The organism is Citrobacter sp. Ce006 (genome assembly GCF_030336535.1).
Taxonomy (GTDB): Bacteria; Pseudomonadota; Gammaproteobacteria; order Enterobacterales; family Enterobacteriaceae; genus Citrobacter; species Citrobacter europaeus.
The window spans coordinates 262,123-285,191 of record NZ_JAOWDO010000065.1 but is presented as its reverse complement, the minus strand read 5'-3'; the positions used below and the strand labels follow the sequence as shown (position 1 = coordinate 285,191).

21 protein-coding genes are annotated in these 23,069 nt (G+C 52.9%); 7 read left to right on the top strand and 14 right to left on the bottom strand.

What is annotated here, in order from left to right:
- Positions 1-4 precede the first annotated feature (4 nt).
- From artI to OGV94_RS08390, 3 genes are all read right to left on the bottom strand, one after another.
- The gene (gene artI, locus OGV94_RS08400; protein ID WP_003027298.1) at positions 5-736 is read right to left on the bottom strand and encodes an arginine ABC transporter substrate-binding protein ArtI; all 732 of its coding nucleotides are present in this window, start codon (positions 734-736) and stop codon (positions 5-7) included.
- A 16-nt stretch (positions 737-752) separates the two neighbouring features.
- Positions 753-1,481: an arginine ABC transporter ATP-binding protein ArtP gene (gene artP / locus OGV94_RS08395; RefSeq protein ID WP_003027295.1), complete on the bottom strand. Its 729-nt coding sequence runs from the start codon at positions 1,479-1,481 to the stop codon at positions 753-755.
- Between the two features lie 225 nt (positions 1,482-1,706).
- A complete protein-coding gene (locus OGV94_RS08390) occupies positions 1,707-2,222 on the bottom strand; it encodes a lipoprotein (protein WP_286523064.1) in 516 nt (171 codons plus the stop codon).
- Between the two features lie 126 nt (positions 2,223-2,348).
- On the opposite strand from OGV94_RS08390, the gene OGV94_RS08385 reads away from it, so the two are divergent.
- Both OGV94_RS08385 and OGV94_RS08380 read left to right on the top strand, forming a co-directional pair.
- Entirely contained in the window at positions 2,349-2,672 is a 324-nt protein-coding gene (locus OGV94_RS08385; protein WP_001160725.1) for a heavy metal-binding domain-containing protein, read from the top strand.
- Complete coding sequence (locus OGV94_RS08380) at positions 2,669-3,499, top strand: N-acetylmuramoyl-L-alanine amidase (RefSeq protein ID WP_043016910.1); 831 nt, start codon at positions 2,669-2,671, stop codon at positions 3,497-3,499. Before OGV94_RS08385 ends, OGV94_RS08380 begins: the two co-directional genes overlap by 4 nt.
- Here OGV94_RS08380 and OGV94_RS08375 read toward each other — a convergent pair.
- The 4 genes from OGV94_RS08375 to poxB form a co-directional block, all read right to left on the bottom strand.
- A complete protein-coding gene (locus OGV94_RS08375) occupies positions 3,496-4,509 on the bottom strand; it encodes a 3-beta-hydroxysteroid dehydrogenase (RefSeq protein WP_075145934.1) in 1,014 nt (337 codons plus the stop codon). The two genes, OGV94_RS08380 and OGV94_RS08375, sit on opposite strands and share 4 nt — an antisense overlap.
- Positions 4,510-4,606: 97 nt before the next feature.
- Positions 4,607-6,037: an SDR family oxidoreductase gene (locus OGV94_RS08370; RefSeq protein WP_043017946.1), complete on the bottom strand. Its 1,431-nt coding sequence runs from the start codon at positions 6,035-6,037 to the stop codon at positions 4,607-4,609.
- A gap of 10 nt (positions 6,038-6,047) precedes the next feature.
- On the bottom strand, positions 6,048-7,049 hold the full coding sequence (ltaE, locus tag OGV94_RS08365; protein ID WP_043016908.1) for a low-specificity L-threonine aldolase: 1,002 nt from the start codon (positions 7,047-7,049) through the stop codon (positions 6,048-6,050).
- Positions 7,050-7,204: 155 nt separating this feature from the next.
- Positions 7,205-8,923, bottom strand: coding sequence for a ubiquinone-dependent pyruvate dehydrogenase (poxB, locus tag OGV94_RS08360; protein WP_043016907.1), 1,719 nt, complete (start codon positions 8,921-8,923; stop codon positions 7,205-7,207).
- A gap of 152 nt (positions 8,924-9,075) precedes the next feature.
- On the opposite strand from poxB, the gene OGV94_RS08355 reads away from it, so the two are divergent.
- The gene (locus tag OGV94_RS08355; protein WP_043016906.1) at positions 9,076-9,510 is read left to right on the top strand and encodes a DoxX family protein; all 435 of its coding nucleotides are present in this window, start codon (positions 9,076-9,078) and stop codon (positions 9,508-9,510) included.
- Between the two features lie 70 nt (positions 9,511-9,580).
- Here OGV94_RS08355 and OGV94_RS08350 read toward each other — a convergent pair whose 3' ends face one another.
- The 5 genes from OGV94_RS08350 to aqpZ form a co-directional block, all read right to left on the bottom strand.
- Positions 9,581-11,197, bottom strand: coding sequence for an FAD-NAD(P)-binding protein (locus OGV94_RS08350; RefSeq protein WP_286523061.1), 1,617 nt, complete (start codon positions 11,195-11,197; stop codon positions 9,581-9,583).
- 201 nt (positions 11,198-11,398) lie between these two features.
- Positions 11,399-12,367, bottom strand: coding sequence for an NADH oxidoreductase (gene hcr, locus OGV94_RS08345; RefSeq protein WP_043016904.1), 969 nt, complete (start codon positions 12,365-12,367; stop codon positions 11,399-11,401).
- A 10-nt stretch (positions 12,368-12,377) separates the two neighbouring features.
- The gene (hcp, locus tag OGV94_RS08340) at positions 12,378-14,030 is read right to left on the bottom strand and encodes a hydroxylamine reductase (RefSeq protein ID WP_047410063.1); all 1,653 of its coding nucleotides are present in this window, start codon (positions 14,028-14,030) and stop codon (positions 12,378-12,380) included.
- Positions 14,031-14,186: 156 nt separating this feature from the next.
- Positions 14,187-15,086: a LysO family transporter gene (locus tag OGV94_RS08335; RefSeq protein WP_075145938.1), complete on the bottom strand. Its 900-nt coding sequence runs from the start codon at positions 15,084-15,086 to the stop codon at positions 14,187-14,189.
- 143 nt (positions 15,087-15,229) lie between these two features.
- A complete protein-coding gene (gene aqpZ, locus OGV94_RS08330; protein ID WP_043016901.1) occupies positions 15,230-15,925 on the bottom strand; it encodes an aquaporin Z in 696 nt (231 codons plus the stop codon).
- A gap of 372 nt (positions 15,926-16,297) precedes the next feature.
- Between aqpZ and OGV94_RS08325 the strand changes: the two genes are divergently transcribed.
- Entirely contained in the window at positions 16,298-17,956 is a 1,659-nt protein-coding gene (locus tag OGV94_RS08325; RefSeq protein ID WP_043016900.1) for an ATP-dependent endonuclease, read from the top strand.
- Here OGV94_RS08325 and OGV94_RS08320 read toward each other — a convergent pair.
- The gene (locus OGV94_RS08320) at positions 17,953-18,903 is read right to left on the bottom strand and encodes a VirK/YbjX family protein (RefSeq protein ID WP_286523059.1); all 951 of its coding nucleotides are present in this window, start codon (positions 18,901-18,903) and stop codon (positions 17,953-17,955) included. The genes OGV94_RS08325 and OGV94_RS08320 overlap by 4 nt on opposite strands.
- Before the next feature lie 160 nt (positions 18,904-19,063).
- Between OGV94_RS08320 and macA the strand changes: the two genes are divergently transcribed.
- Positions 19,064-20,179 carry a macrolide transporter subunit MacA gene (macA, locus tag OGV94_RS08315; protein WP_080624943.1) on the top strand — a complete coding sequence of 372 codons (1,116 nt, stop codon included), beginning with the start codon at positions 19,064-19,066 and terminating at the stop codon, positions 20,177-20,179.
- Positions 20,176-22,122 (top strand): macrolide ABC transporter ATP-binding protein/permease MacB, encoded by a 1,947-nt coding sequence (macB, locus tag OGV94_RS08310; RefSeq protein ID WP_043016897.1) that lies wholly within the window; start codon positions 20,176-20,178, stop codon positions 22,120-22,122. Before macA ends, macB begins: the two co-directional genes overlap by 4 nt.
- 74 nt (positions 22,123-22,196) lie before the next feature.
- Here the strand turns inward: macB and cspD are convergent, their stop codons facing one another.
- A complete protein-coding gene (cspD, locus tag OGV94_RS08305) occupies positions 22,197-22,421 on the bottom strand; it encodes a cold shock-like protein CspD (RefSeq protein WP_003036813.1) in 225 nt (74 codons plus the stop codon).
- Between the two features lie 323 nt (positions 22,422-22,744).
- Here cspD and clpS point away from each other — a divergent pair, with 323 nt between their 5' ends.
- Positions 22,745-23,065, top strand: a complete 321-nt coding sequence (gene clpS, locus OGV94_RS08300) for an ATP-dependent Clp protease adapter ClpS (RefSeq protein WP_003036810.1) — start codon at positions 22,745-22,747, stop codon at positions 23,063-23,065.
- Positions 23,066-23,069 lie beyond the last annotated feature (4 nt).

Here is a 23,069-nt window from a genome sequence, read left to right as displayed (position 1 = left end):
AATATTACTTCTGGAACCATTTGTTGTAGATGGTCTCGTAAGTCCCATCTTTCTTCACTTTTTCCAGCGCAGCGTTAAATTTCTGCTGCAGTTCGGTATTGCCCTGGCGCACAGCAATGCCCAGACCGGTACCGAAGTAATCTTTATCCGTCACTTTGTCGCCAACCGCGGCGAGCTTAGGATTATCTTTCAGCCACTCGGTCACCACAGCGGTATCGCCAAATACGCCGTCAATACGACCGTTTTGCAGATCGAGTTTGGCATTCTGGTAGCTGTCATACGGCACGGTAGTCACTTCCGGATGTTTATCCATGATGAATTTCTGGTGTGTAGTCCCGTTTTGTACGCCGACTTTTTTGCCTTTCAGCTGATCAATGCTGGTGTATTTACCCTGTTGGCCAACAAACAGCGCAGAGTTGTCGTAATACGGGGTGGTGAACAGCACCTGTTTTTCACGCTCTGGGGTGATGTCCATACCGGCCATTACCGCGTCAAAACGACGGAACTTCAGGCTCGGAATCAGGCTGTCGAAGGCCTGATTGGTGAAGGTACAGGTAGCGTCAATCTCTTTACACAGCGCATTCGCCAGATCAACGTCAAACCCGACGATCTTGTTATTAGCATCGATTGATTCAAACGGAGGATAAGACGCTTCGGTGGCGAAACGAATGGTTTGGGCTGCGGTAGCGGAAAGGCTAAAACCTGCGATTAGCGCGGCAATCAGAACTTTTTTCATTGTATTGTCCCGAATCTTAGTGAGAAAGATAGTTTTTAAACGCTTCGGTTTGCGGGTTGGCAAAGCAGCTCGCATCCCCAAACTCGACGATATGACCGTTTTCCATATACACCACACGGCTGGCTGTTTTACGGGCAACTTCCACTTCGTGAGTGACGATCACCTGAGTAATGTTGGTTTCCGCCAGTTCACGAATGATGCTGACGATTTGGGCGGTAATTTCCGGGTCAAGCGCGGCGGTCGGTTCATCAAACAGCAGCACCTGTGGCTCCATCATCAACGCGCGGGCAATGGCCACACGCTGTTGCTGGCCGCCTGAGAGATGCAGCGGATAGCGATCGCTGTATGGCTTCAGGCGCAGACGTTCCAGCAGTTTCTCGGCGCGCGCCATCGCTTGCTCTTTTGTCAGACCCAGTACGCGGCAGGGCGCTTCAATCAGATTCTGCACAACCGTGAGATGTGGCCAGAGGTTGTATTGTTGGAAGACCATGCCCACGTTTTGACGCAGATCCCGAATGGCTTTATCTGACGGGGTCTTAGTGAAGTCGAAACGGTTACCCGCAATAGAGAGCGTGCCCGAGCGCGGCATCTCAAGCAGGTTGAGTACGCGCAGCAGCGAGCTTTTCCCGGCGCCACTTGGGCCAAGTAACACCAGTGTTTCACCCTGAGGGCAATCCAGCGTGATATCGAACAGCGCCTGATGTGCGCCGTAGAAGCAGTTAATGCCGTTTAATTGAATACTCATTGACACTCGATACTGGCAGTCTGATAGCTATTGAAGCCGCAGATACTACCTTTGACAGAATAGTTATGCAATATTTATGCGTTAAAAGTTAAATGAAAACCGCATTCTTATCTAAACATAGCACAAAATAGCGGGGCCACCAGTGGGCAAGAATAATTGTCGGCATTCTATGCAGAATGCCAGACAATTTATGGGGGTTATGATTTAAGCAGGTGAATGGGGCGGTTAGCGGTTTTCGACAGACTGGCGCAGCGTCCCGGCTGGCGCGTGTACGCTGCCGCCCAGATAGCGGACATCGTCAACGACCCAGCACTGGCCTTCACGGATCATCAGCACTTCATCACGCCAGCTTTGGTCACCTTGTTTCAGCTCTACACGCAGTGGAATGTTGCGTGCATCACTATTCGGAATAGTCGATGCGCTGGCGACGCTGGCGCTGTCCGGTAATGTGGCGCGACTGGAGAACGGATCGCTGTTAAACAGTTCGCGATGCGCGTTATCACGGCTGGCATCGTTCAGCAGCTTAGCCAGGTCGTCGCTGAGGTACGGGCGAAGGGAGGTAATGTCATTATTTCGATGCTGAATACGGTAATCATAGAATTGTTGAGCCACGCTGTCTGGCCCGCCTTCTACGCATGAACCGCTACGCGTGCCGTTATCTTTATAGACCGGCGTCACGGTAGTACAGGCGCTGAGAAGTAGTGCACAGGGAACCAGCAGAGAGAGTTTCGAGTAGCGCATAATGATTTCCTTATTAGCTTTCTACTATTAGTGTTCTACGTTGATAGAATATATCCTTTCAATGATAGTGGATCGGTTCGATAATGCTTTTGAGATCGTGCTCTTAGCGCAAAAAGGAGATTAATCATGCAGTTTTCGACAACCCCTACGCTGGAAGGACAGAGCATCGTGGAATATTGCGGTGTTGTTACTGGCGAAGCCATTTTAGGCGCGAATATCTTCCGCGATTTTTTCGCCGGCATTCGCGATATTGTCGGCGGTCGCTCCGGCGCGTATGAAAAAGAGCTGCGTAAAGCGCGTGAAATTGCTTTTCAGGAGCTTGGTGAACAGGCGAAAGCACTCGGTGCTGATGCGGTAGTCGGTATCGATATCGATTACGAAACGGTGGGCAAGGACGGTAGCATGCTGATGGTGAGCGTCAGCGGCACCGCGGTGAAAACTCGTCGATGAAACGTTTGTTGTATTTGCTGGCATTAACGCTACTGCTGGTGGGGTGTGCTGGCGAAAAAGGAATAGTCGACAAAGACGGGTATCAGTTAGATACCCGCCGTCAGGCGCAGGCTGCTTACCCGCGCATTAAAGTGCTGGTTATCCATTACACGGCGGATGATTTCGACGCTTCTCTGGCTACGCTGACCGATAAAAACGTCAGTTCACACTATCTGATCCCGGCAGTGCCGCCGCTCTACCACGGCAAGCCGCGTATCTGGCAACTGGTCCCGGAAAAAGATCTGGCCTGGCATGCAGGGATTAGCTTCTGGCGCGGCGCTACGCGTATCAACGATACTTCGATCGGCATTGAGCTGGAAAACCGCGGCTGGCAAAAATCAGCGGGCAGCAAGTATTTTGCGCCGTTTGAGCCCGCGCAAATTCAGGCGTTAATCCCATTGGTGAAAGATATTATCGTCCGCTACGACATAAAACCGCAGAACGTGGTGGCCCATGCGGACGTCGCTCCGCAGCGCAAGGACGATCCCGGCCCGCTATTTCCGTGGAAAGCACTGGCCGCTCAGGGCATCGGCGCGTGGCCGGATACCCAGCGCGTGGCATTTTATCTTGCCGGACGAGCGCCCCATACGCCGGTAGAAACCGCATCATTACTCGATCTGCTGTCGCGCTACGGTTATGAAGTAAAACCTGATATGACGCCGCGTGAACAGCAGCGGGTGATTATGGCGTTTCAGATGCACTTCCGCCCGACGTTGTGGAACGGCGTGGCGGATGCAGAAACTCAGGCAATTGCCGAAGCGTTACTGGAGAAATACGGGCAGGGTTAACGCGGCAGCTTACCGTGGTCACGCAGCCAGGCCGCGGTACGCTCAATTCCTGCATCCAGCGTCACAACGGGCTGATAACCCAACTCTTCCTGAGCGCGGGTAGTATCCAGCGTAAAATCGAAATTCAGCTTCGAGACGCCGTAATGCGTAAGCTTTGGCTCTTTCGCCGATTTATTGCCTAAACGCTCCATGCTGCGGGCAATCATATCCAGCATCGGGTAGGGCACGGAGCGGATACGGCAATCAATATTCAGCTCGTCGATAAGTTTCTGCACAATGCTGCGCAGGGTGCGATGCTCGCCGTTGGTAATGTTGTACGCGCGTCCCGACGGCAGCTTATCGCAGGCTTGTTGACTGGCCAGCCACATCGCGTGCACTGCATTCTCGTAGTAGGTCATATCCACCAGCGCGCTTCCGCCGTGCGGCAGCAGGATGCTGCCGTAGTGATACATCATATGGGCCAGGCGTGGAATAAAGACTTTATCGTGAGGTCCGAACAGACTTTGTGGGCGCAATACCGTGAAGCGGGTCTGCGGGTTAGCCTGCGCGAGCAGCGCAATTACCTCTTCGCCTGCCGCTTTGCTGCGGGCGAATTCATTGGCGAAGCGATGTGGACGGAAATCTTCTTTGATATCGCGATGGTGGTGATAATCAAAATAGAGCGATGGAGAGGAGATATGAATGAAGTTACGTACGCCCCAGGCCACGGCCCACTCGCCCAGACGTCGGGTCGCTCGAACGTTGGCCAGATCGAAGGCTTCCTGAGTTCCCCACGGTGAGGTAAAACTGGAGCAGTGCCACAGCGTGTCGATGCCGGCAAGCATCACTTTTGCCTGTGAAGACACCAGCTCGGTCAAATCGGCATGTACAAACTCTGCGCCCATTTTCTCCAGCAGCTTGCCCATCGCTTCATTGCGACCGGTAGCTCTGACGCTGACGCCTTTGCTGCATAGAAACTCAACCGCGTTTCGGCCCAAGCCGCTGGTGGCTCCGGTAACCAGTACCTTCATATCAATCCACTGTGTTTAAAAAACATCGTGCGCATTCTTCCGTGAAATACGCCTGTATGCAATGGGAAACATGAAAGAATACAGGCTCTTTTTATCATTAGTCTGTGATTTGTTCTGCAAGTTTAGCAATACGCTTCGCCATCCCTCTGAAAATGAACAGATGAGCTGGGATCATCAACAGCCAGTAGAAGAGTCCTGGCATGCCGTGCGGATGCCACCAGGCACGTACATCAATGCGTCGGTGATCGCCTTTATCTTCCAGGGTGAAACTCAGGCGACCCAAACCAGGCGCTTTCATCCCAAACAGCAGCGTCAGCTGTTTTTCTGGTTCAACGATGATAACTTTCCAGCTATCGACGGTATCGCCAACCTGCAACAGAGAGTGTTCTGGTCGACCTTTAGCCAGCTTATGGCCAACCAGCAGGTCTAACGCCGCCCGCGTCTTCCACAAAATATTGCCAAAAAAATAGCCTTCTTTGCCGCCGAGTCGATTCACAACCTGCCATAGCGCTTTTTTGCTGGCGGAGGTTTCAACGCTAAAGCCTGCTTGTTTGGCAAAATAGCCATATTCAGGGCGCCAGCGGGCAAACGCCTGCGCGTCGTAACCCCAGTCGCTGGAATTGACCAGCTTCTCCTCTTCTTTCAACGTGCTGCGTACCGCGTCATCAAAGGCAATCAACTTTTGCGGGATCAGCGCGCGTAATTCGGTGTCATCGGCCAGCAGATCGTGTTTTAAACCCTGGATAAGCGCTTTGGCCGTGGTCGGCGGTACTGACGTAATGACGTTTAAAAACCAGACCGAAATCCAGCGGGTAGGAAAGGGGATGGGGATGAGCAGGCGATGTTTACCGCTGACCGCCATAAAATGCTCGAACTGTTCCTGATAGCTCAACACCTGCGGCCCGGCAGCTTCGAGTATGCGGTGATGGCTTGTGGGATGGTCCAACAGCGCCACCAGATAGTACATCAAATTTTCCAGCGCGATGGGCGTGGTACGCGAACGTACCCAGCGCGGAGGGGTGAGAACCGGCAGGTTATAGACCATGTCGCGCATCACTTCAAAGGCGGCGGAACCTGCCCCTACGATAATGCCAGCGCGCAATTCCGTCATTGGCACGCCTGACTCTCTCAGGGTGTCAGCGGTTATTTGCCGCGCACGCAAATGATCGGACTGTTCATGCCGGGGAGCCTGTAATGAGCTCAGGAAAATAAGCTGTTTAACTGGCGTATTACGCAGCGCATCGCGTACGTTCATCGCCACATGGCGTTCGTGGGCGATAAAATCACCGCCTTCACCCATACCATGAACCAGATAGTAAACCGTATCAACACCCGTCAACAGCGGGGTGAGGTTATCTGGCCAATTCAAATCGACCTTATGGCAACTGACGTTGGCCAGTTGCTGCTTTTCCAGACGTTCAATGCGGCGTGCCGCAGCCAGCACCTGATGCCCTTGCTGGCTGAGCGCTTGAACCAGATGCTGACCAATGTAGCCACTGGCGCCAAGAACCAAAATCCGTTGCGGCACGCCCATCTCCTTAGCGGGTTAAAAAAGCGCGCCAGTGGGCGACGACTTCAGCAAGTTGTTCACGCGATACGTCCAGATGCATCACCAGGCGCACAATCGGGGAGGCGTTAATCAGCACGCCTTGCGCTTTCATGTATTCACCCAGCGCGGCAGCGTGCTCTTCACCAACGCGAACAAACAACATGTTGGTGTCGTGGCGCATGACGTCTGCCCCTGCTTCGCGCAGTTGTTCTGCCATCCAGGCGGCGTTGTCATGGTCTTCCTGCAAACGCGCCACGTTATTTTTCAGCGCATACAGTCCCGCCGCCGCCAGAATACCGGCCTGGCGCATTCCGCCACCGGTCATTTTGCGCCAGCGAATGGCGCGCTTGATGTAGTCCTGGCTGCCGACCAGCAGCGAACCTACCGGCGTTCCCAGACCTTTGGAAAGACAAATGGTGAACGAGTCGCAGTATTGCGTGATGTCTTTAAGCTCACAGCCATAGGCGACGATGGCGTTAAAAATACGCGCGCCGTCGACGTGTAGGGCAAGATTGCGCTCACGGGTGAATTCCCAGGCGTCTTTCAGATACTCGCGCGGAAGCACTTTGCCGTTGTGGGTGTTTTCCAGACTGAGCAGACGGGTGCGGGCAAAATGGATATCGTCAGCTTTGATTTTCGCTGCCACTTTGTCTAACGGCAGGGAACCATCCGGGGCGGCGTCGATGGGTTGCGGTTGAATGCTGCCAAGCACCGCTGCGCCGCCCGCTTCATAGAGATAGTTATGTGCGCCCTGACCGGCAATATACTCTTCGCCGCGCTGGCAATGACTGAGCAGCGCAACCAGGTTTGCCTGAGTGCCGGTGGGTAGGAAAATAGCGGCTTCTTTGCCAGAGAGCTCTGCAGCGTATTGCTGGAGAGCGTTAACGGTAGGGTCATCACCGTACACGTCGTCCCCGACCGGGGCTGCCATCATCTCTTCCAGCATGGCGCGACTTGGCCGGGTGACGGTATCACTGCGTAAATCAATCATGGTGTCTCCTTATTACACTTCATCCTTCAAGCTGCCTCTACGTTGGCCGCACCCTTAAACCCCAGTCACATAGTTTACCTATGCTCCTGGGGGTTTTCGGGCTAGCCGCCTTGATGCATCATGAATGATTTTGTGTGTGATTTAATAAGGATGTTTTACCTGAGCCAGTTAGTTTTCGCCAGTTCCATCACTTCATCACCGCGCCCACTAATGATTGCGCGCAACATATACAGGCTAAAACCTTTCGCTTGTTCGAGTTTGATCTGTGGCGGGATGGCTAACTCTTCTTTCGCCACAACCACATCGACCAGCACCGGGCCGTCAATCGACATTGCCCTTTGCAGCGCTTCATCAACCTCTGAGGATTTCTCCACACGAATGCCCGTAATACCGCAGGCTTCGGCAATCCGCGCGAAGTTGGTATCGTGCAGCTCCGTGCCGTCGGTCAGATAACCGCCAGCCTTCATCTCCATCGCCACAAATCCCAGTACGCTGTTGTTAAAGACGATAATCTTCACCGGCAGCTTCATCTGGACCACCGACAGAAAGTCGCCCATCAGCATACTAAATCCGCCGTCCCCGCACATTGCGACAACCTGGCGTCCCGGTTCGGTCGCTTGGGCGCCGAGTGCCTGCGGCATGGCATTGGCCATCGAACCATGATTAAACGAACCGAGCAGGCGACGTTTGCCGTTCATTTTCAGATAGCGTGCCGCCCACACCGTTGGCGTGCCAACGTCGCAAGTGAAGATGGCGTCGTCTGCGGCAAAGTGGCTGATTTGCTGTGCCAGATACTGCGGGTGAATGGCTTTATCGCTGGGTTTAGCTAAATCATCCAGCCCTTTGCGCGCTTCACGGTAGTGCTCCAGCGCTTTGTCCAAAAACTTCCGCTCGGTTTTTTCTTCCACCAGCGGCAGCAGGGCGCGGAGGGTGGATTTAATATCGCCCACCAGCGCCATATCAACTTTACTGTGCGCGCCAATACTCGCCGGATTGATATCAATCTGAATAATTTTGGCGTCGGTTGGATAGAACGGGCGATAGGGAAACTGGGTGCCGAGCAGGATCAGCGTGTCGGCATTCATCATGGTATGGAAGCCGGATGAAAAGCCAATTAGCCCGGTCATGCCCACGTCGTACGGGTTATCGTACTCAACATGCTCTTTACCCCGCAGGGCGTGCACAATCGGCGCTTTGATTTTAGCCGCAAACTCAACCAGCTCTTTATGCGCACCGGCGCAGCCGCTGCCGCACATCAGAGCGATATTGCTGGAGTAGCGCAGCAGTTGCGCCAGTTTTCTGAGCTCTTCTTCTTCCGGAGTGACCACCGGCAGCGGCGCATGGTACCAGTGCGTGGTGGCGCTCTCAGGGGCCGGCTTCAGCGCGACATCGCCAGGTAATACCACCACAGAGACACCGCGGTTGAGCACCGCTTTACGCATGGCAATTGCCAGCACCTGTGGGATCTGTTCAGGGCTGGAAACCAGCTCGCAATAATGGCTACATTCGCGGAACAACTCTTGCGGGTGGGTCTCCTGGAAATAACCGCTGCCTATCTCGCTGGATGGAATATGTGCGGCAATGGCCAGCACCGGGACGTGGTTGCGGTGGCAATCAAACAGGCCATTAATCAGGTGCAGGTTGCCTGGCCCACACGAGCCTGCACAGACGGCCAATTCACCCGTTAACTGCGCTTCAGCACCTGCGGCGAAGGCAGCAACCTCTTCATGACGGGTTGGCATCCAGTCAATCGTTCCCATACGATTCAGACTATCACTTAGGCCATTGAGTGAGTCACCCGTTACACCCCAAATGCGTTTTACGCCAGCTTGTTCGAGTGTTTTAGCAATAAAAGCGGCAACCGTTTGTTTCATGGTTTTCCTTCTCCTTTAATGTGATACCGGTTACAAGTTTAGATGAAGATAATAGTTATGCTTCTCATTCCCCCTTATTTCCGGCAGGTTTCATTTGACCTGTACTAAGCGTAGTTTGTTATTGGACATGGCGAAACAAGGAATAAATTCAGATGGTTATAAAACTATTAAATAGCGTTAACCGGGTACTGACTCATGAAGATTTTGGCAAGTTTTTGTTACGCCTTGCCGTGGGGGGGCTGATGCTTTTTCATGGGTTGCATAAACTGTTCGCGGGTATTGATGGCATCAGCGGCATGCTGATAGCGAAAGGTTTCCCGGGCTTTATTGCGTATGGCGTCCTGCTGGGAGAAGTTGTAGCGCCGTGTCTGATTATCCTTGGGATCCTGACGCGTCCTGCAGCGTTGGGGCTGGCGTTTACGATGGTTGTGGCATGGCTGATGGTTGGGATGGGCGAAACCTGGTTACTGGATAAAACCGGTGCATGGGCGATTGAAAGTCTGGTGTATTTCTTCATCGGCGCGCTGGCCGTGGCGTTTTTGGGGGCGGGGCGATTCTCCCTTGCCGGAAATTCAGCCTGGCGATAGTTTGCCATCCGAGAATCAATACAGAGGCGGGAACGCGTAGCCTTGCTCCGCCTCGTCGTTCATTGTGTAGCTAATCTATGTCGTCTCTGTTCCAGAGTTTGTGCCGACGTCTCAGCGCTCGCTGCGTCAATGCTTTGGCCATCGCGGCGCCTATTTCAGCGCTGACCACCAGTCCCTGAATGAACGGACGATCGTGCATCAACCACGGCAGCCCGCCAAAAGCGATGCGATTGCGGGCATACTCCGGCGCTTGCAGTGTGTAATCCTCGCCAATCTCCGGGATCTCATCGCCACAAGCCAGCAGTTGATCGCGTAGCGTTGGGAACGGGATATCTTTGCTCTGCAATGCCCGTTGTCCTCGGGCGTCAATAAATACATCAAATTCGTGGCGCTGGCTCTGGTGGTAAATCACCGTCATTCCCTGTTCATTCATACGCTCATAATCTGAGCAGAGCGCGAGGATCTCTATCAGCCCGGCGTCGTGCAGCGCCAGCAGTCGGCGGACAGACTCAGACGGGATAGCCGCATAGTTATCAATAAATACGCGCGCCAGTCCGCGCCTGAAACGTTTTTCGTCGCAGTCATCAAGATGAGGGACTATCTCTTCGATAACCTCGTGCAGGCGCAGCAAGGTATATCGCCAGGCGACGGTATGTTGTACCTGCTTGTTGCGTTCAACCTCCACCAGATTACGTCTCGCCCAGTCAAAAGGGTCATGCCTGATCCTGTCGGCAAAATAGACTTCGGGGAATGTGTCGGCGTTAAGCGTCGCAAGTGTTATCTGTTGGCACCACCCTGGCGCCGCATCTTGCAGTTGTCGAGCAATAAGGCGGAAGATGCGGTCCAGCAATCCGTTTTGGCCCCGGGCAATGGCGTCTTCAATCGCTTCTGGCGTCGCGATATTCAGCGGTTCATAGGGAAGAGGGCAGTAAAAATCAGCTTCAGGCAGCACCCCGCTGCGCGACATCAGGGTCAGTTTCAGATTTTGGCTGTCAGGTTTACGTGTGAACCGCAGTGAATGGTCGGTATTGGTCGTAAAGGTGCCATGCTGACAGACCACGGCCATCGCTGCGTCGATAGCGCTTAGCGATGTGCCCAGAATCCCCACCCTGCAAGCGCTAATCTCGGCGTCCATCAGACCGGTCCACGGACTGGGGAAAAACTTGCGTGCCTGAGCATCCGTTTCGGGCCACAGATGACCGGTAGCGATAGCGGCGAAATCCACCTCAACGGGTTCGGACGCGCGGTTGATCCACAGGGAGACCCCATTCGACGTTGCTTGCAGGTCGGTGACCTGGCTTGATTCATATATGCGAATTGTAAAACCGGCTCTTTGTGCGTTATCGACGATGGCTAAAAAACGATCGCGATAATAGTCGCCGAGGATCACGCGGGGCAAAAATTGCCGCTCATGCAAAGAGGTGCGTTCAATTCGAAACTGCGCCAGGTAGTCATCGCTTTGATTTTGTAGCCACGTCAGATAGCTGATATAAATCGGTGGGATCTCGATGCTGGCTATATTTGCCAACATGTGTTCTGCGTTGTTGTCGCTGTTATAAGGCATGCCGACGCCCGCTTCCTCAGCTTGCTCATAAAGCTGTATCTCCAGCGGTTCACCACGCTCAACCAGGGCATAAAACGTATAAATACCGGTGGGACCGACGCCGACAATGGCCACTTTTTTCATGGGGATCCTTGTAGAAAGTTCGACGTGGTAGTCGGGGATATTGCTTACGTTGTGCAGGGTAAGTGTGGTCGATAATTGGCGGGAGGAAGGTGCTATTTTGCCCTTGGGGATGGAAAAATCAGAATTTTGCAGCGCCTGACAGGATAAAAAAAGGCCACCCGGTATAGCCAGGTAGCCTTTTGTACATCTGATATCAGGCGATTACGCCAGCACTAAGTCACTCTGCGGATGGCAGGAGCACGCCAGTACATAACCTTCAGCGATTTCTGCGTCGGTCAGCGTCATGGTGCTGCTTACCGTGTAGTTACCGTCAACCACTTTGGTTTTGCAGCAGCCGCAAACGCCTGCACGGCAAGCGGCAACAACCGGTACTTTATTGCTTTCCAGCGCTTCCAGCAGCGTACTGCCCACCGGCGCATAAAACTCTTTCGCCGGCTGCAGTTTAGTGAACTTCAGACCGCTGGTGGCGGCTTCAGCCACCGGGGTAAAGAACTGCTCTTTAAAGAAGCGCGTCACGCCCAGCGCTTTGACTTCTTTCTCGACCAGATCCATGTACGGCGCCGGGCCACAGGTCATCACGGTGCGCGAGGCGAGGTCCGGAACGCTTTGCAGCAGTTCGGTAGTCAGTCGGCCGGAAACAAAACCTTCAGTGGCATTGTTTTCAGCAACTAATGTCACCGGATACTCGCGCCATTCGTCGGCAAAAATAACATCTTGCGGAGAACGTACGTTGAAGATCACCTGCACATCAGCCTGTGGGCGGTATTTTGCCAACCAGCGGCGCATTGACATGATTGGCGTAACGCCGCAGCCGGCGGCCAGCATCAGGAACTTGTCTTCCGCTTTATCTTCACAGGTGAATTCACCCATTGCATCAGACAGCCAGATATAGTCGCCGCGCTTCACGTCGCGGGTCAGCCACTGTGAGCCTGCGCCATCGTCAATCCGGCGGATGGTCAGCGTGATGTATTCGCTAACGCCCGGCGTTGAAGAGATGGTGTAAGCACGCAGCGTGTCCGCTGAATTACGTACGCTGACCAGTGCATACTGCCCGGCGCGGTATGGATAATAGTCGTGGCACAGCAACGAAATTGTCCATACATCCGGCGTTTCCTGATGGATGTGATGAACCTGCATCCGCCATGGGCACTGATGAGTTGGCATTGTCATTCTTTACTCCTTACGCGCTCAGCAATTGCTTCATGTCTTCTTCAACGGTGGTCACGGAACGCAGACCGAACTTCTCGTTGAGCACGGCCAGCAGGTCCGGTGTGAAGAAGCCTGGCGCGGTCGGGCCAGTAACGATATTTTTCACGCCCAGAGACAGCAGGGTCAGCAGGATAACAATCGCTTTCTGTTCGAACCAGGAGAGCACCAGAGACAACGGCAGATCGTTCACGCCACAGCCCAGTTTCTCAGCCAGGGTTACCGCCAGGATGATGGCAGAGTAAGCATCGTTACACTGACCGGCATCCACCAGACGCGGCAGACCTTCGATATCGCCGAACTCCAGTTTGTTGAAACGGTATTTACCGCACGCCAGGGTCAGGATCAGGCAGTCGTCCGGTACGCTGGTCGCGAAATCGGTGAAGTAGTTACGTTCGCCACGTGCGCCGTCACAACCGCCCACCAGGAAGATGTGACGCAGTTTTTCACGGCTGACCAGGTCGATCAGGGTATCCGCGGCGCCCAGCAGGGTTTGACGACCAAAACCTACGGTTATCAGGTGCGGAATTTCGCTATACGGGAAGCCCGCCATTTGCTGTGCCTGAGCAATTACCGGACCGAAGTTGTCGCCTTCGAGATGGCTCACGCCCGGCCAGCCGACGATGCTACGGGTCCAGATACGGTCGTCGTACGCGCCAACGGTTGGGTCGATGATGCAGTTAGAGGTCATCACGATTGGACCTGGGAAGCGGGCGAATTCAACCTGCTGATTCTGCCAGCCGCTGCCGTAGTTACCGATCAGGTGTTTGAATTTACGCAGTTCTGGGTAACCGTGTGCCGGCAGCATTTCACCGTGGGTATAGACGTTAACGCCGGTACCTTCGGTTTGCTCCAGCAGGTTGTACAGATCTTTCAGGTCGTGACCGGAGATCAGAATGCACTTACCTTCGGTGGCTTTGACGTTGACCTGAGTCGGAGTCGGGTGACCGTATTTGGTGGTTTCACCGGCGTCCAGAATGCTCATCACTTTGAAGTTCATCTGGCCGATTTCCATTGAGCACTCCAGCAGAGCGTTCATATCGGAAGGCCAGGTACCCAGCCACGCCATGATTTTGTGGTACTGAGCATAGATGTCGTTGTCGTACTGGCCGAGAACGTGCGCGTGCTCCATGTAAGCTGCCGCACCTTTCAGGCCGTAAAGGCACAGCAGACGCAGGCCGAGAATATTCTCGCCGATGGCTGCTTTGTCTTTGTTCGGGGTAAATTCAGCGGCCTGACGTTGCAGGTCGCCCAGATCGTCGCTGACCAGTTGCAGATCGGCCATCGGGTTGGCGACCGCTGCGTTCGCGTCGATGTTCAGGCATTGCGCTTTCAGGGCGTCGCGCATGGCGATAGCTTCACGGGCATAGCCAACAATACGTGGGGAATCGAAGTTTACGTTGGTCAGCGTGGAGAAGAATGCACGCGGCGCAAAGTTATCAACCTCGTGGTCGATAATGCCGTATTCACGTGCTTTAACAGCCCATGCAGACAGACCTTGTAGGGAAGCAATCAGCAGATCCTGCAAATCGGAGGTTTCAGCCGTTTTACCGCACATACCCTGCGCGTAAGAGCAGCCGTTTCCTGCCGGAGTACGGATGGTTTGTTCACATTGCACACAAAACATGGTCACACCTTTTTAAAGTTATATTTAATATACATGTTTAAGGTTATGCCTGTGCGCGAAGGGATAAAAGGGATTTCTGCTACAACTTGCAGGGAGATTGATTTAGCGCAATTTTGGCGGTAGCTGACTACCGCCAGGGAGGTATTTGTTCGGGTTTCAGGCGGAGAAAAACGCCATCAGCAGAGGCACTAACAGACTCAGAATAAAACCGTGAACGATGGCTGCCGGGACCATTTCCAGGCCGCCGCTGCGTTGTAGTACGGGCAGGGTGAAATCCATTGATGTCGCGCCACATAGCCCCAACGCGGTAGAGCGGCTACGGCCAACCAGTCCTGGAATCAACATAATGGCGATCAGCTCGCGCGCCAGGTCGTTGAAGAAGGCTGCACTCCCAATTACCGGGCCGAACGATTCGGTCAACAAAATACCTGACAGGGAATACCAGCCAAAACCTGACGCCATCGCCAGCGCGGTTTTCAGCGGCAGGCCGAGAATCAACGCATTGATAACCCCCGCCAGCATCGAACTGGCGACCACCACCACCGCCACAATCATCCCCCGGCGATTCAGCACAATTTGCTTTAAGGTCATACCGCTGTTGCGCAGTTGGATCCCCACCAGGAACAGTAAAAAGATTAACGTATATTCGCTGGCTTCGGTGGCGTGCTGCAGAATGGGAAGACCGGTGAGGCCGAGCAGAAAACCGACGACGACGACGCCGCAAAGCTGAAGTGACTCAAGCGCCATTGCAATTCGTGAGGGGAGCTTTTCTTGCTTGTGATTATGTCGCCAGGGCAGCGTACGCTCCAGCCAGAACAGCGCCGCGATATTACACAGCAAAATGACCGTCACGCTGACTGCAGAATAATGAAGAATGGCCAGCAGGTTACTGGCGAGATTATCCAGAAACGCCAGACTGATACCCATAAAAAAGAGAATAAGGTAGACGATCCAGCTCAACAGGCGATTGATGAGTTTTAATGCAGCCCTGTGCCGAAGCGGAATAAGGTAGCCCACAATAAGGGGAACCAGAATGATTAACAGCCCTGAAAACATGAAAACCCGATCCTTGCTGAGATGTAAGACGAAATGCGCCAGCACACACTACTCAATGCAAAGAGGGGAGTAAAGTTGCAAATAAAAGGAAATATAGAGAGGAAAAAAAAGACCTGACTTTCGCCAGGCCTTTTTGTTAGCGATTAATCGCGTTTTTCGAGCAGGGTGCGGTAAATAAGACCGCCGAGAACCCCACCGATAATCGGCATAACCCAGAAGAACCACAATTGTTGTAACGCCCAGCCACCCTGGAAGATGGCTACTGCGGTACTACGCGCCGGGTTTACCGACGTGTTGGTAACCGGAATACTGATCAAGTGGATCAGGGTTAACGCCAGACCAATCGCAATGGGGGCAAAACCTGCCGGAGCATGTTTATCAGTTGCGCCATGGATTACTAATAAGAAACCAGCGGTCAGAATAATTTCAATTACTACGGCAGAAAGCATGGAATAGCCGCCTGGTGAATGTTCACCAAAGCCGTTCGAGGCAAAACCGCTGGCGGAGGCATCAAAACCTGCTTTACCGCTGGCAATAAGATACAGCGCCGCTGCTGCAACAATACCGCCCACAACCTGAGCAATAACATAACCAATAACGTCTTTTGCCGGGAAGCGACCGCCAGCCCATAAACCGAAGGTTACCGCTGGGTTAAAGTGCCCACCGGAAATATGACCTACGGCGAATGCCATGGTCAGTACGGTCAGACCAAACGCCAGGGCCACACCGGCAAATCCAATACCCAACTCCGGGAATGCTGCGGCCAGTATTGCGCTACCGCACCCGCCAAAGACGAGCCAAAACGTACCGAAGAATTCGGCTGCTAATTTCCTGAACATAACCACCTCAATTAAAAGTTCCGGGTTCGTGTTCCTTGCCCGGTAATTCATCGCTAAAAAGGGACGATGATGAAAGAGCGGGTATTTTAGATAAAAAAATCATCCCTTCGCCAGTTAAATTGATGAAAAAATTTGATTTAAGGCAATATGTTGTTATTCCTTTATGAATATTGGATGAATGAAGCATAGTTCAATTAGAAAAAGGTGATGATTGAGTTCTGAAATAATATTCCGAGGAAAACATAAGAAGAATATTCTTATATTATTCAATTTCTGCGACTAACCTCCTGATGATATCGGGTGTCCTGCGCGCCCGCTTGCCGTTATACTCCTGATAACTTGAAGGAAAAAGTTAGCATTTCCGGAGGCTATATGATTCTCGAACGCGTTGAGATTGTTGGATTTCGTGGTATTAACCGTCTGTCGTTGATGCTGGAGCAGAGCAACGTGCTGATTGGGGAGAACGCGTGGGGGAAGTCCAGTCTGCTGGATGCCTTAACCCTTCTGCTGTCACCGGAAACTGATTTGTACCACTTTGACCGCGAAGATTTTTGGTTCCCGCCGGGTGATATACAAGGGCGGGAACATCACCTGCATATCATCCTGACCTTTCGTGAGTCTCAACCGGGTCGCCACCGCGTACGCAGATATCGTCCTCTGGAAAACTGCTGGACGCAGTGCCAGGATGGCTATCACCGCATTTTCTATCGGCTGGAAGGTGAATGTGCGGATGATGGTAGCGTTCTGACGTTACGCAGTTTTCTTGATGGCGAGGGCCACCCGCTCACTCTTGACGACATTAACGATATGGCGCGGCATCTCGTGCGTTTGATGCCGGTCCTGCGCCTGCGCGACGCGCGTTTCATGCGACGTATCCGTAACGGTACGGTGCCGGATTCGGCGGATGTCGAAGTGACCGCCCGGCAACTGGATTTTCTGGCGCGCGAATTGGCCACCCGACCGCAAAACCTGACAGATGGGCAGATACGTCAGGGGCTATCGGCTATGGTCCAGCTGTTAGAACACTATTTTTCTGAGCAGGGTTCCGGCCAGTCCCGCTATCGTCTGATGCGTCGGCGTTCTAATAACGAACAACGTAGCTGGCGCTATCTGGATATTATCAACCGGATGATTGATAAACCCGGCGGACGCACGCACCGGGTGATCCTGCTGGGCCTGTTTTCAACGTTGTTACAGGCCAAAGGTACGCTGAGACTGGATAAAGACGCCCGGCCTTTGCTGCTGGTCGAAGATCCGGAAACGCGTTTACATCCTATTATGCTCTCCGTTGCCTGGCACCTGCTGAATTTACTGCCTCTGCAGCGGGTAGCGACTACCAACTCTGGTGAACTGCTGTCCCTCACGCCCGTGGAACACGTTGTCCGCCTGGTGCGTGAATCCTCCCGGGTTGCTGCCTGGCGGCTTGGACCGGGTGGGATCAGCGCAGAAGATGGTCGGCGCATTGCCTTCCATATTCGTTTCAATCGTGCTTCGTCGTTGTTTGCTCGCTGCTGGCTACTGGTGGAAGGCGAAACGGAAACCTGGGTCATTAACGAACTGGCCCGACAGTGCGGCCACCATTTTGACGCGGAAGGTATCAAGGTGATTGAATTTGCCCAGTCTGGACTTAAGCCGCTGGTTAAGTTTGCCCGCCGGATGGGAATCGAGTGGCATGTGCTGGTCGATGGAGATGAAGCCGGGAAAAAGTATGCCGCTACGGTGCGGAGTTTATTGAATAACGACAGGGAAGAAGAGCGCGATCATTTAACCATGCTCCCCGCGCTGGATATGGAACACTTTATGTATCGCCAGGGATTCGCTGACGTTTTTCACCGGGTGGCGCAAATCCCCGAAAACGTGCCCATGAATATGCGCAAAATTATCTCAAAAGCGATTCACCGGTCGTCAAAACCAGATTTAGCCATTGAGGTGGCGATGGAAGCCGGGCGGCGCGGCGTTGACGCGGTGCCAACGTTGCTGCGAAAAATGTTTTCCCGCGTGCTGTGGTTGGCACGCGGCAGAGCGGATTAGTGGCGAAACATCGACGACAGCTGCGAGTGGATGCTGTCCAGTAGCTGATAGCGACGGCGGTATTCCGCGCGTTTTTTGCTGGCAATGTCCGCTTCGCTTTTTCGCGCCATTGTGCGTGGAATATGATAGTAACCGTGGCTGTCGCACTCACCGCCAACCGACTCCCAAAATGTGTTGTAGTCGGAAAGGATTACCTTGTTTTTGTCGTGGTAACGAGGGCTGCGAAAAATATGCTGTTCATTGCTGACAGCAAGAATTTGTTCGACATTCAATTGTTCTGCAAAACAGCAAATGGCTTCCATCACAATACGTTTTGGGAAAATCCCATGGCATGACTTGGTCGCTTTTTGAATTTCTTCATGTGGCAGTAATCGGCTGCCTCCCTGTAACCCGCCAATAAACAACGTACTGCTTCCATGATAATTGCATAGCGTAAACGTCATTTCCGCTAAAGTCTCGCCAGCGCAATTACGTACCAAAATGGTGCTTTCACCTTCTTTATCCAGTGAGATAAATGAGGCCATTATTACGTTAAATATTTCGCTGTTTTTGCCTTCAATTTGTGCCAGTTGTAATCCATCTGCACTTAAATAATCCTTAAACTCAGTGGTTGAAAAAGAGCTGCGGATAGCATGGTAATGATAACGCACAGCATCCAGTTTCGTCTTCCGGTCAAGGTTTTGCGCAAGATAGGCGCGATGCAAACGAACCGGCAATCGAGGCTGGCGTGCAAGTACGCTATCCAGGTCAGGCCATTGTGCCAGCTCAGACATCCATTCACGCGTTAATCTCGGCATAAGCGCTGAGCGCAACAAAAACTTACGACGAAAGCTTCGCTGATGCCAAAATTTTCCGGGGCGCCAATGTCCGGTCATCAGGCTACAAAAGAGACTAAAACTTGTGACTGGTTTTGAAGAATGAAAAGTGCTGTCAGTTAGCTGGCTCATAATAACAATCCGATGGATACTCTGGCACTAATTTCAGCACAGCGGATCTTAACCATTCATCAATAACTCTGTTATTCTTGCATTTTTCAACGGCTATTTATTTAACGTTGATGTTTAACACTTCACTCTGGTGGACGTATTGGGGGAAATTGGGACATTTATGAAGCTCAAGGGAAAAATCAAAAAACGCTATATTCTTTTCGCCATCATCATTATTGTGGCGATAATTGCACTTTGGCGAACGCTTAATGCGCCTTTACCTCAGTATCAAACCTTAATTGTTCGTCCGGGCGATCTGCAGCAAAGCGTACTGGCAACCGGGAAACTGGATGCGCTGCGTAAAGTTGACGTCGGGGCGCAGGTCAGTGGGCAGTTAAAAACGCTGTCTGTCGCGATTGGCGACAAAGTAAAAAAAGATCAACTGCTCGGCGTTATCGATCCTGAACAGGCGCAAAACCAGATCAAAGAGGTCGAAGCGACGCTGATGGAATTACGCGCCCAGCGGTTACAGGCTGAAGCCGAGTGGAAACTGGCGCGGGTGACGCTTTCCCGTCAGCAACAGTTGGCGAAAACCCAGGCGGTCTCACAGCAGGATCTCGACACCGCGGCTACCGAGATGGCGGTAAAACAGGCGCAAATCGGCACAATTGACGCACAAATTAAGCGTAATCAGGCCTCTCTTGATACGGCAAAAACTAACCTTGATTACACCCGCATCGTCGCGCCAATGGCAGGTGAAGTCACGCAAATTACTACCCTGCAGGGGCAAACCGTTATTGCCGCCCAGCAGGCACCTAACATTCTGACGCTGGCCGATATGAGCACCATGCTGGTGAAAGCGCAGGTTTCCGAGGCGGATGTGATTCATCTGCATCCTGGGCAAAAGGCCTGGTTTACCGTTCTCGGCGATCCGCAGACGCGTTACGAAGGTAAGCTCAAAGATGTTCTTCCGACGCCAGAAAAAGTGAATGACGCTATTTTCTACTATGCTCGCTTCGAAGTTCCCAACCCGAAAGGGATCCTGCGCCTGGATATGACCGCGCAGGTCCATATTCAGCTTACGGATGTTAAAAATGTCTTGACGATCCCGCTGTCGGCATTGGGCGATCCTATCGGCAACAATCGTTATAACGTCAGGCTGCTGCGCAACGGCGAAACCCGCGAACGTGAAGTGATTATCGGCGCGCGTAATGACACCGATGTGGAGATCGTGAAAGGGCTTGAAGAGGGGGATGAAGTCATCACCGGTGAGGGCAACGCTGGAGCTGCAAAATGACGGCATTGCTTGAACTGAGCAATATCCGCCGCAGCTATCCGTCAGGCGAAGGCCAGGTTGAGGTGTTGAAGGACGTATCCTTGAGCATTCAGGCCGGGGAAATGGTGGCGATTGTCGGGGCGTCTGGCTCGGGTAAATCGACGCTGATGAACATTCTCGGCTGTCTGGATAAACCCACCAGCGGTACGTATCGGGTTGCCGGGCGTGATGTCTCCACGCTGGATAGCGATGCGCTAGCGCAACTGCGTCGTGAGCATTTCGGTTTTATCTTCCAGCGTTATCATTTGCTGTCGCATTTAACCGCCGCGCAAAATGTTGAGGTACCCGCGGTCTACGCTGGCACCGAACGCAAACAGCGCCTGGCTCGTGCGCAGGAACTCCTTCAGCGGCTGGGGCTGGGTGACAGAGTTGACTATCAGCCTTCTCAACTTTCCGGTGGTCAGCAGCAGCGGGTCAGTATTGCGCGTGCGCTGATGAACGGTGGGCAAGTGATCCTTGCTGACGAACCCACCGGTGCGCTGGACAGCCATTCCGGCGAAGAGGTGATGGCGATTTTGCATCAGTTGCGCGATCGCGGGCATACGGTGATTATCGTCACTCACGATAGCCAGGTCGCCGCGCAGGCTGAACGCGTCATTGAAATTCGTGACGGCGAGATTGTGCGCAATCCTCCGTCGCACAAGCCCTCTGGCGGGCGCGACATCGTGGAGCCGACGGTGAAAGCGGCGTCCGGCTGGGGGCAGTTTGTCAGTGGTTTTCGTGAAGCCCTCACTATGGCCTGGCTGGCAATGGCCGCGAATAAAATGCGAACGCTGCTGACCATGCTTGGGATCATCATCGGTATTGCTTCGGTGGTGTCGATCGTGGTGGTTGGCGATGCGGCTAAACAGCTGGTGCTGGCGGATATTCGCGCTATCGGCACTAATACCATCGATATCTACCCTGGCAAAGACTTCGGCGACGACGACCCGCAATATCAACAGGCGTTGAAGTATGACGATTTAACGGCGCTACAGAAGCAGCCATGGGTAAGTTCGGTGACGCCTGCGGTGTCGAAGAACCTGCGGCTACGTTATGGCAATATCGATGTGGCAGCCAGTGCTAACGGCGTGAGCGGCGACTATTTCAACGTCTATGGCATGACGTTTAGCGAAGGGACCACTTTTAACGCTGAACAACTGGCGGGCCGCGCTCAGGTGGTGGTGCTCGACAGCAATACCCGGCGTCAGTTGTTCCCCAATAAAGCGAAAGTCGTTGGCGAAGTCGTGCTGGTGGGGAATATGCCTGCCACGGTTATCGGCGTTGCAGAAGAGAAACAGTCGATGTTTGGCAGTAGCAAGATCCTGCGGGTATGGCTGCCTTACAGCACCATGTCCGGGCGAATTATGGGGCAGTCGTGGCTGAACTCGATAACCGTGCGGGTGAAGGACGGTTTTGATAGTGCCCAGGCCGAGCAGCAGCTCACCCGATTGTTGACGTTGCGCCACGGTAAGAAAGATTTCTTCACGTGGAACATGGACGGCGTCTTGAAAACTGCCGAAAAGACCACACGTACATTACAACTCTTCCTGACGCTGGTGGCGGTGATTTCGCTGGTGGTCGGTGGGATTGGCGTGATGAATATTATGCTGGTTTCGGTAACCGAGCGAACGCGCGAGATTGGCATTCGTATGGCGGTTGGCGCTCGCGCCAGTGACGTGCTGCAGCAGTTCTTAATTGAAGCGGTGCTGGTATGTCTGGTGGGCGGTGCGTTAGGTATTAGCCTGTCGATGTTGATCGCCTTTACGCTTCAGCTATTCCTGCCTGGCTGGGAAATTGGTTTCTCACCCGTGGCCTTGTTGACGGCGTTTCTGTGCTCAACCGCGACCGGGATTTTGTTTGGCTGGCTACCAGCACGAAATGCGGCGCGGCTGGATCCGGTAGATGCCCTGGCGCGGGAATAATGCCACTGAGATAAAAATGCCAGCCGCAAGGGCTGGCATTTTGACTGCGGGATGTACACAATGAGACAGAAGAGTTATGCGACAGCTTCTGCTTCAATGACAGGCACGATGACACTGGCATGATTGCCTTTTGGCCCCTGGTGGACATCAAACTGGACAGACTGTCCGGCTTTTAGCGTTCTGTAACCATCCATCTGAATGGTGGAGTAATGGGCGAAAATATCTTCGCCGCCGCCTTCGGGGCAGATGAAACCAAACCCTTTGGCGTTGTTGAACCACTTAACAGTACCCGTTTCCATACTTCGACATCCTTCGTAAATCTTATATAAGTAAGATGGAATGAACCGGTGGCGGAGTGGGGGCTGTTCAAAACCTCGCCAACTCTCGAAACTACAATTTAGAGAAATCAGGCGAGGCGTCAAGCGCCAGGCAGACGGAATAGGGTAAAAATGCATCAAAATTTGAAGCAGTTAACGCTATTGTCGGTTATGTGACAGATGTCGCGGATGGCACTAATAGATGATAGTTATCTAATACTTGAGGTAGATTGATTGTGCGCATAGGCTGCTTGTCAGCGGCAAGATTTTCTGCCGGAAACCGTAACTGAAGATGACGACAGACAATGGGTAAGACGAACGACTGGCTGGATTTCGATCTGCTGGCGGAAGATAAATTGCGCGACGCGCTAAAACCGCCATCTATGTATAAAGTGATATTAGTCAATGATGATTACACTCCGATGGAGTTTGTTATTGACGTGTTACAAAAATTCTTTTCTTATGATGTAGAACGTGCAACGCAACTGATGCTTGCAGTTCACTATCAAGGTAAAGCGATCTGCGGCGTATTCACTGCCGAAGTAGCTGAAACCAAAGTGGCGATGGTGAACAAGTATGCGAGGGAGAACGAGCATCCGTTGCTGTGTACGCTAGAAAAAGCCTGAATGC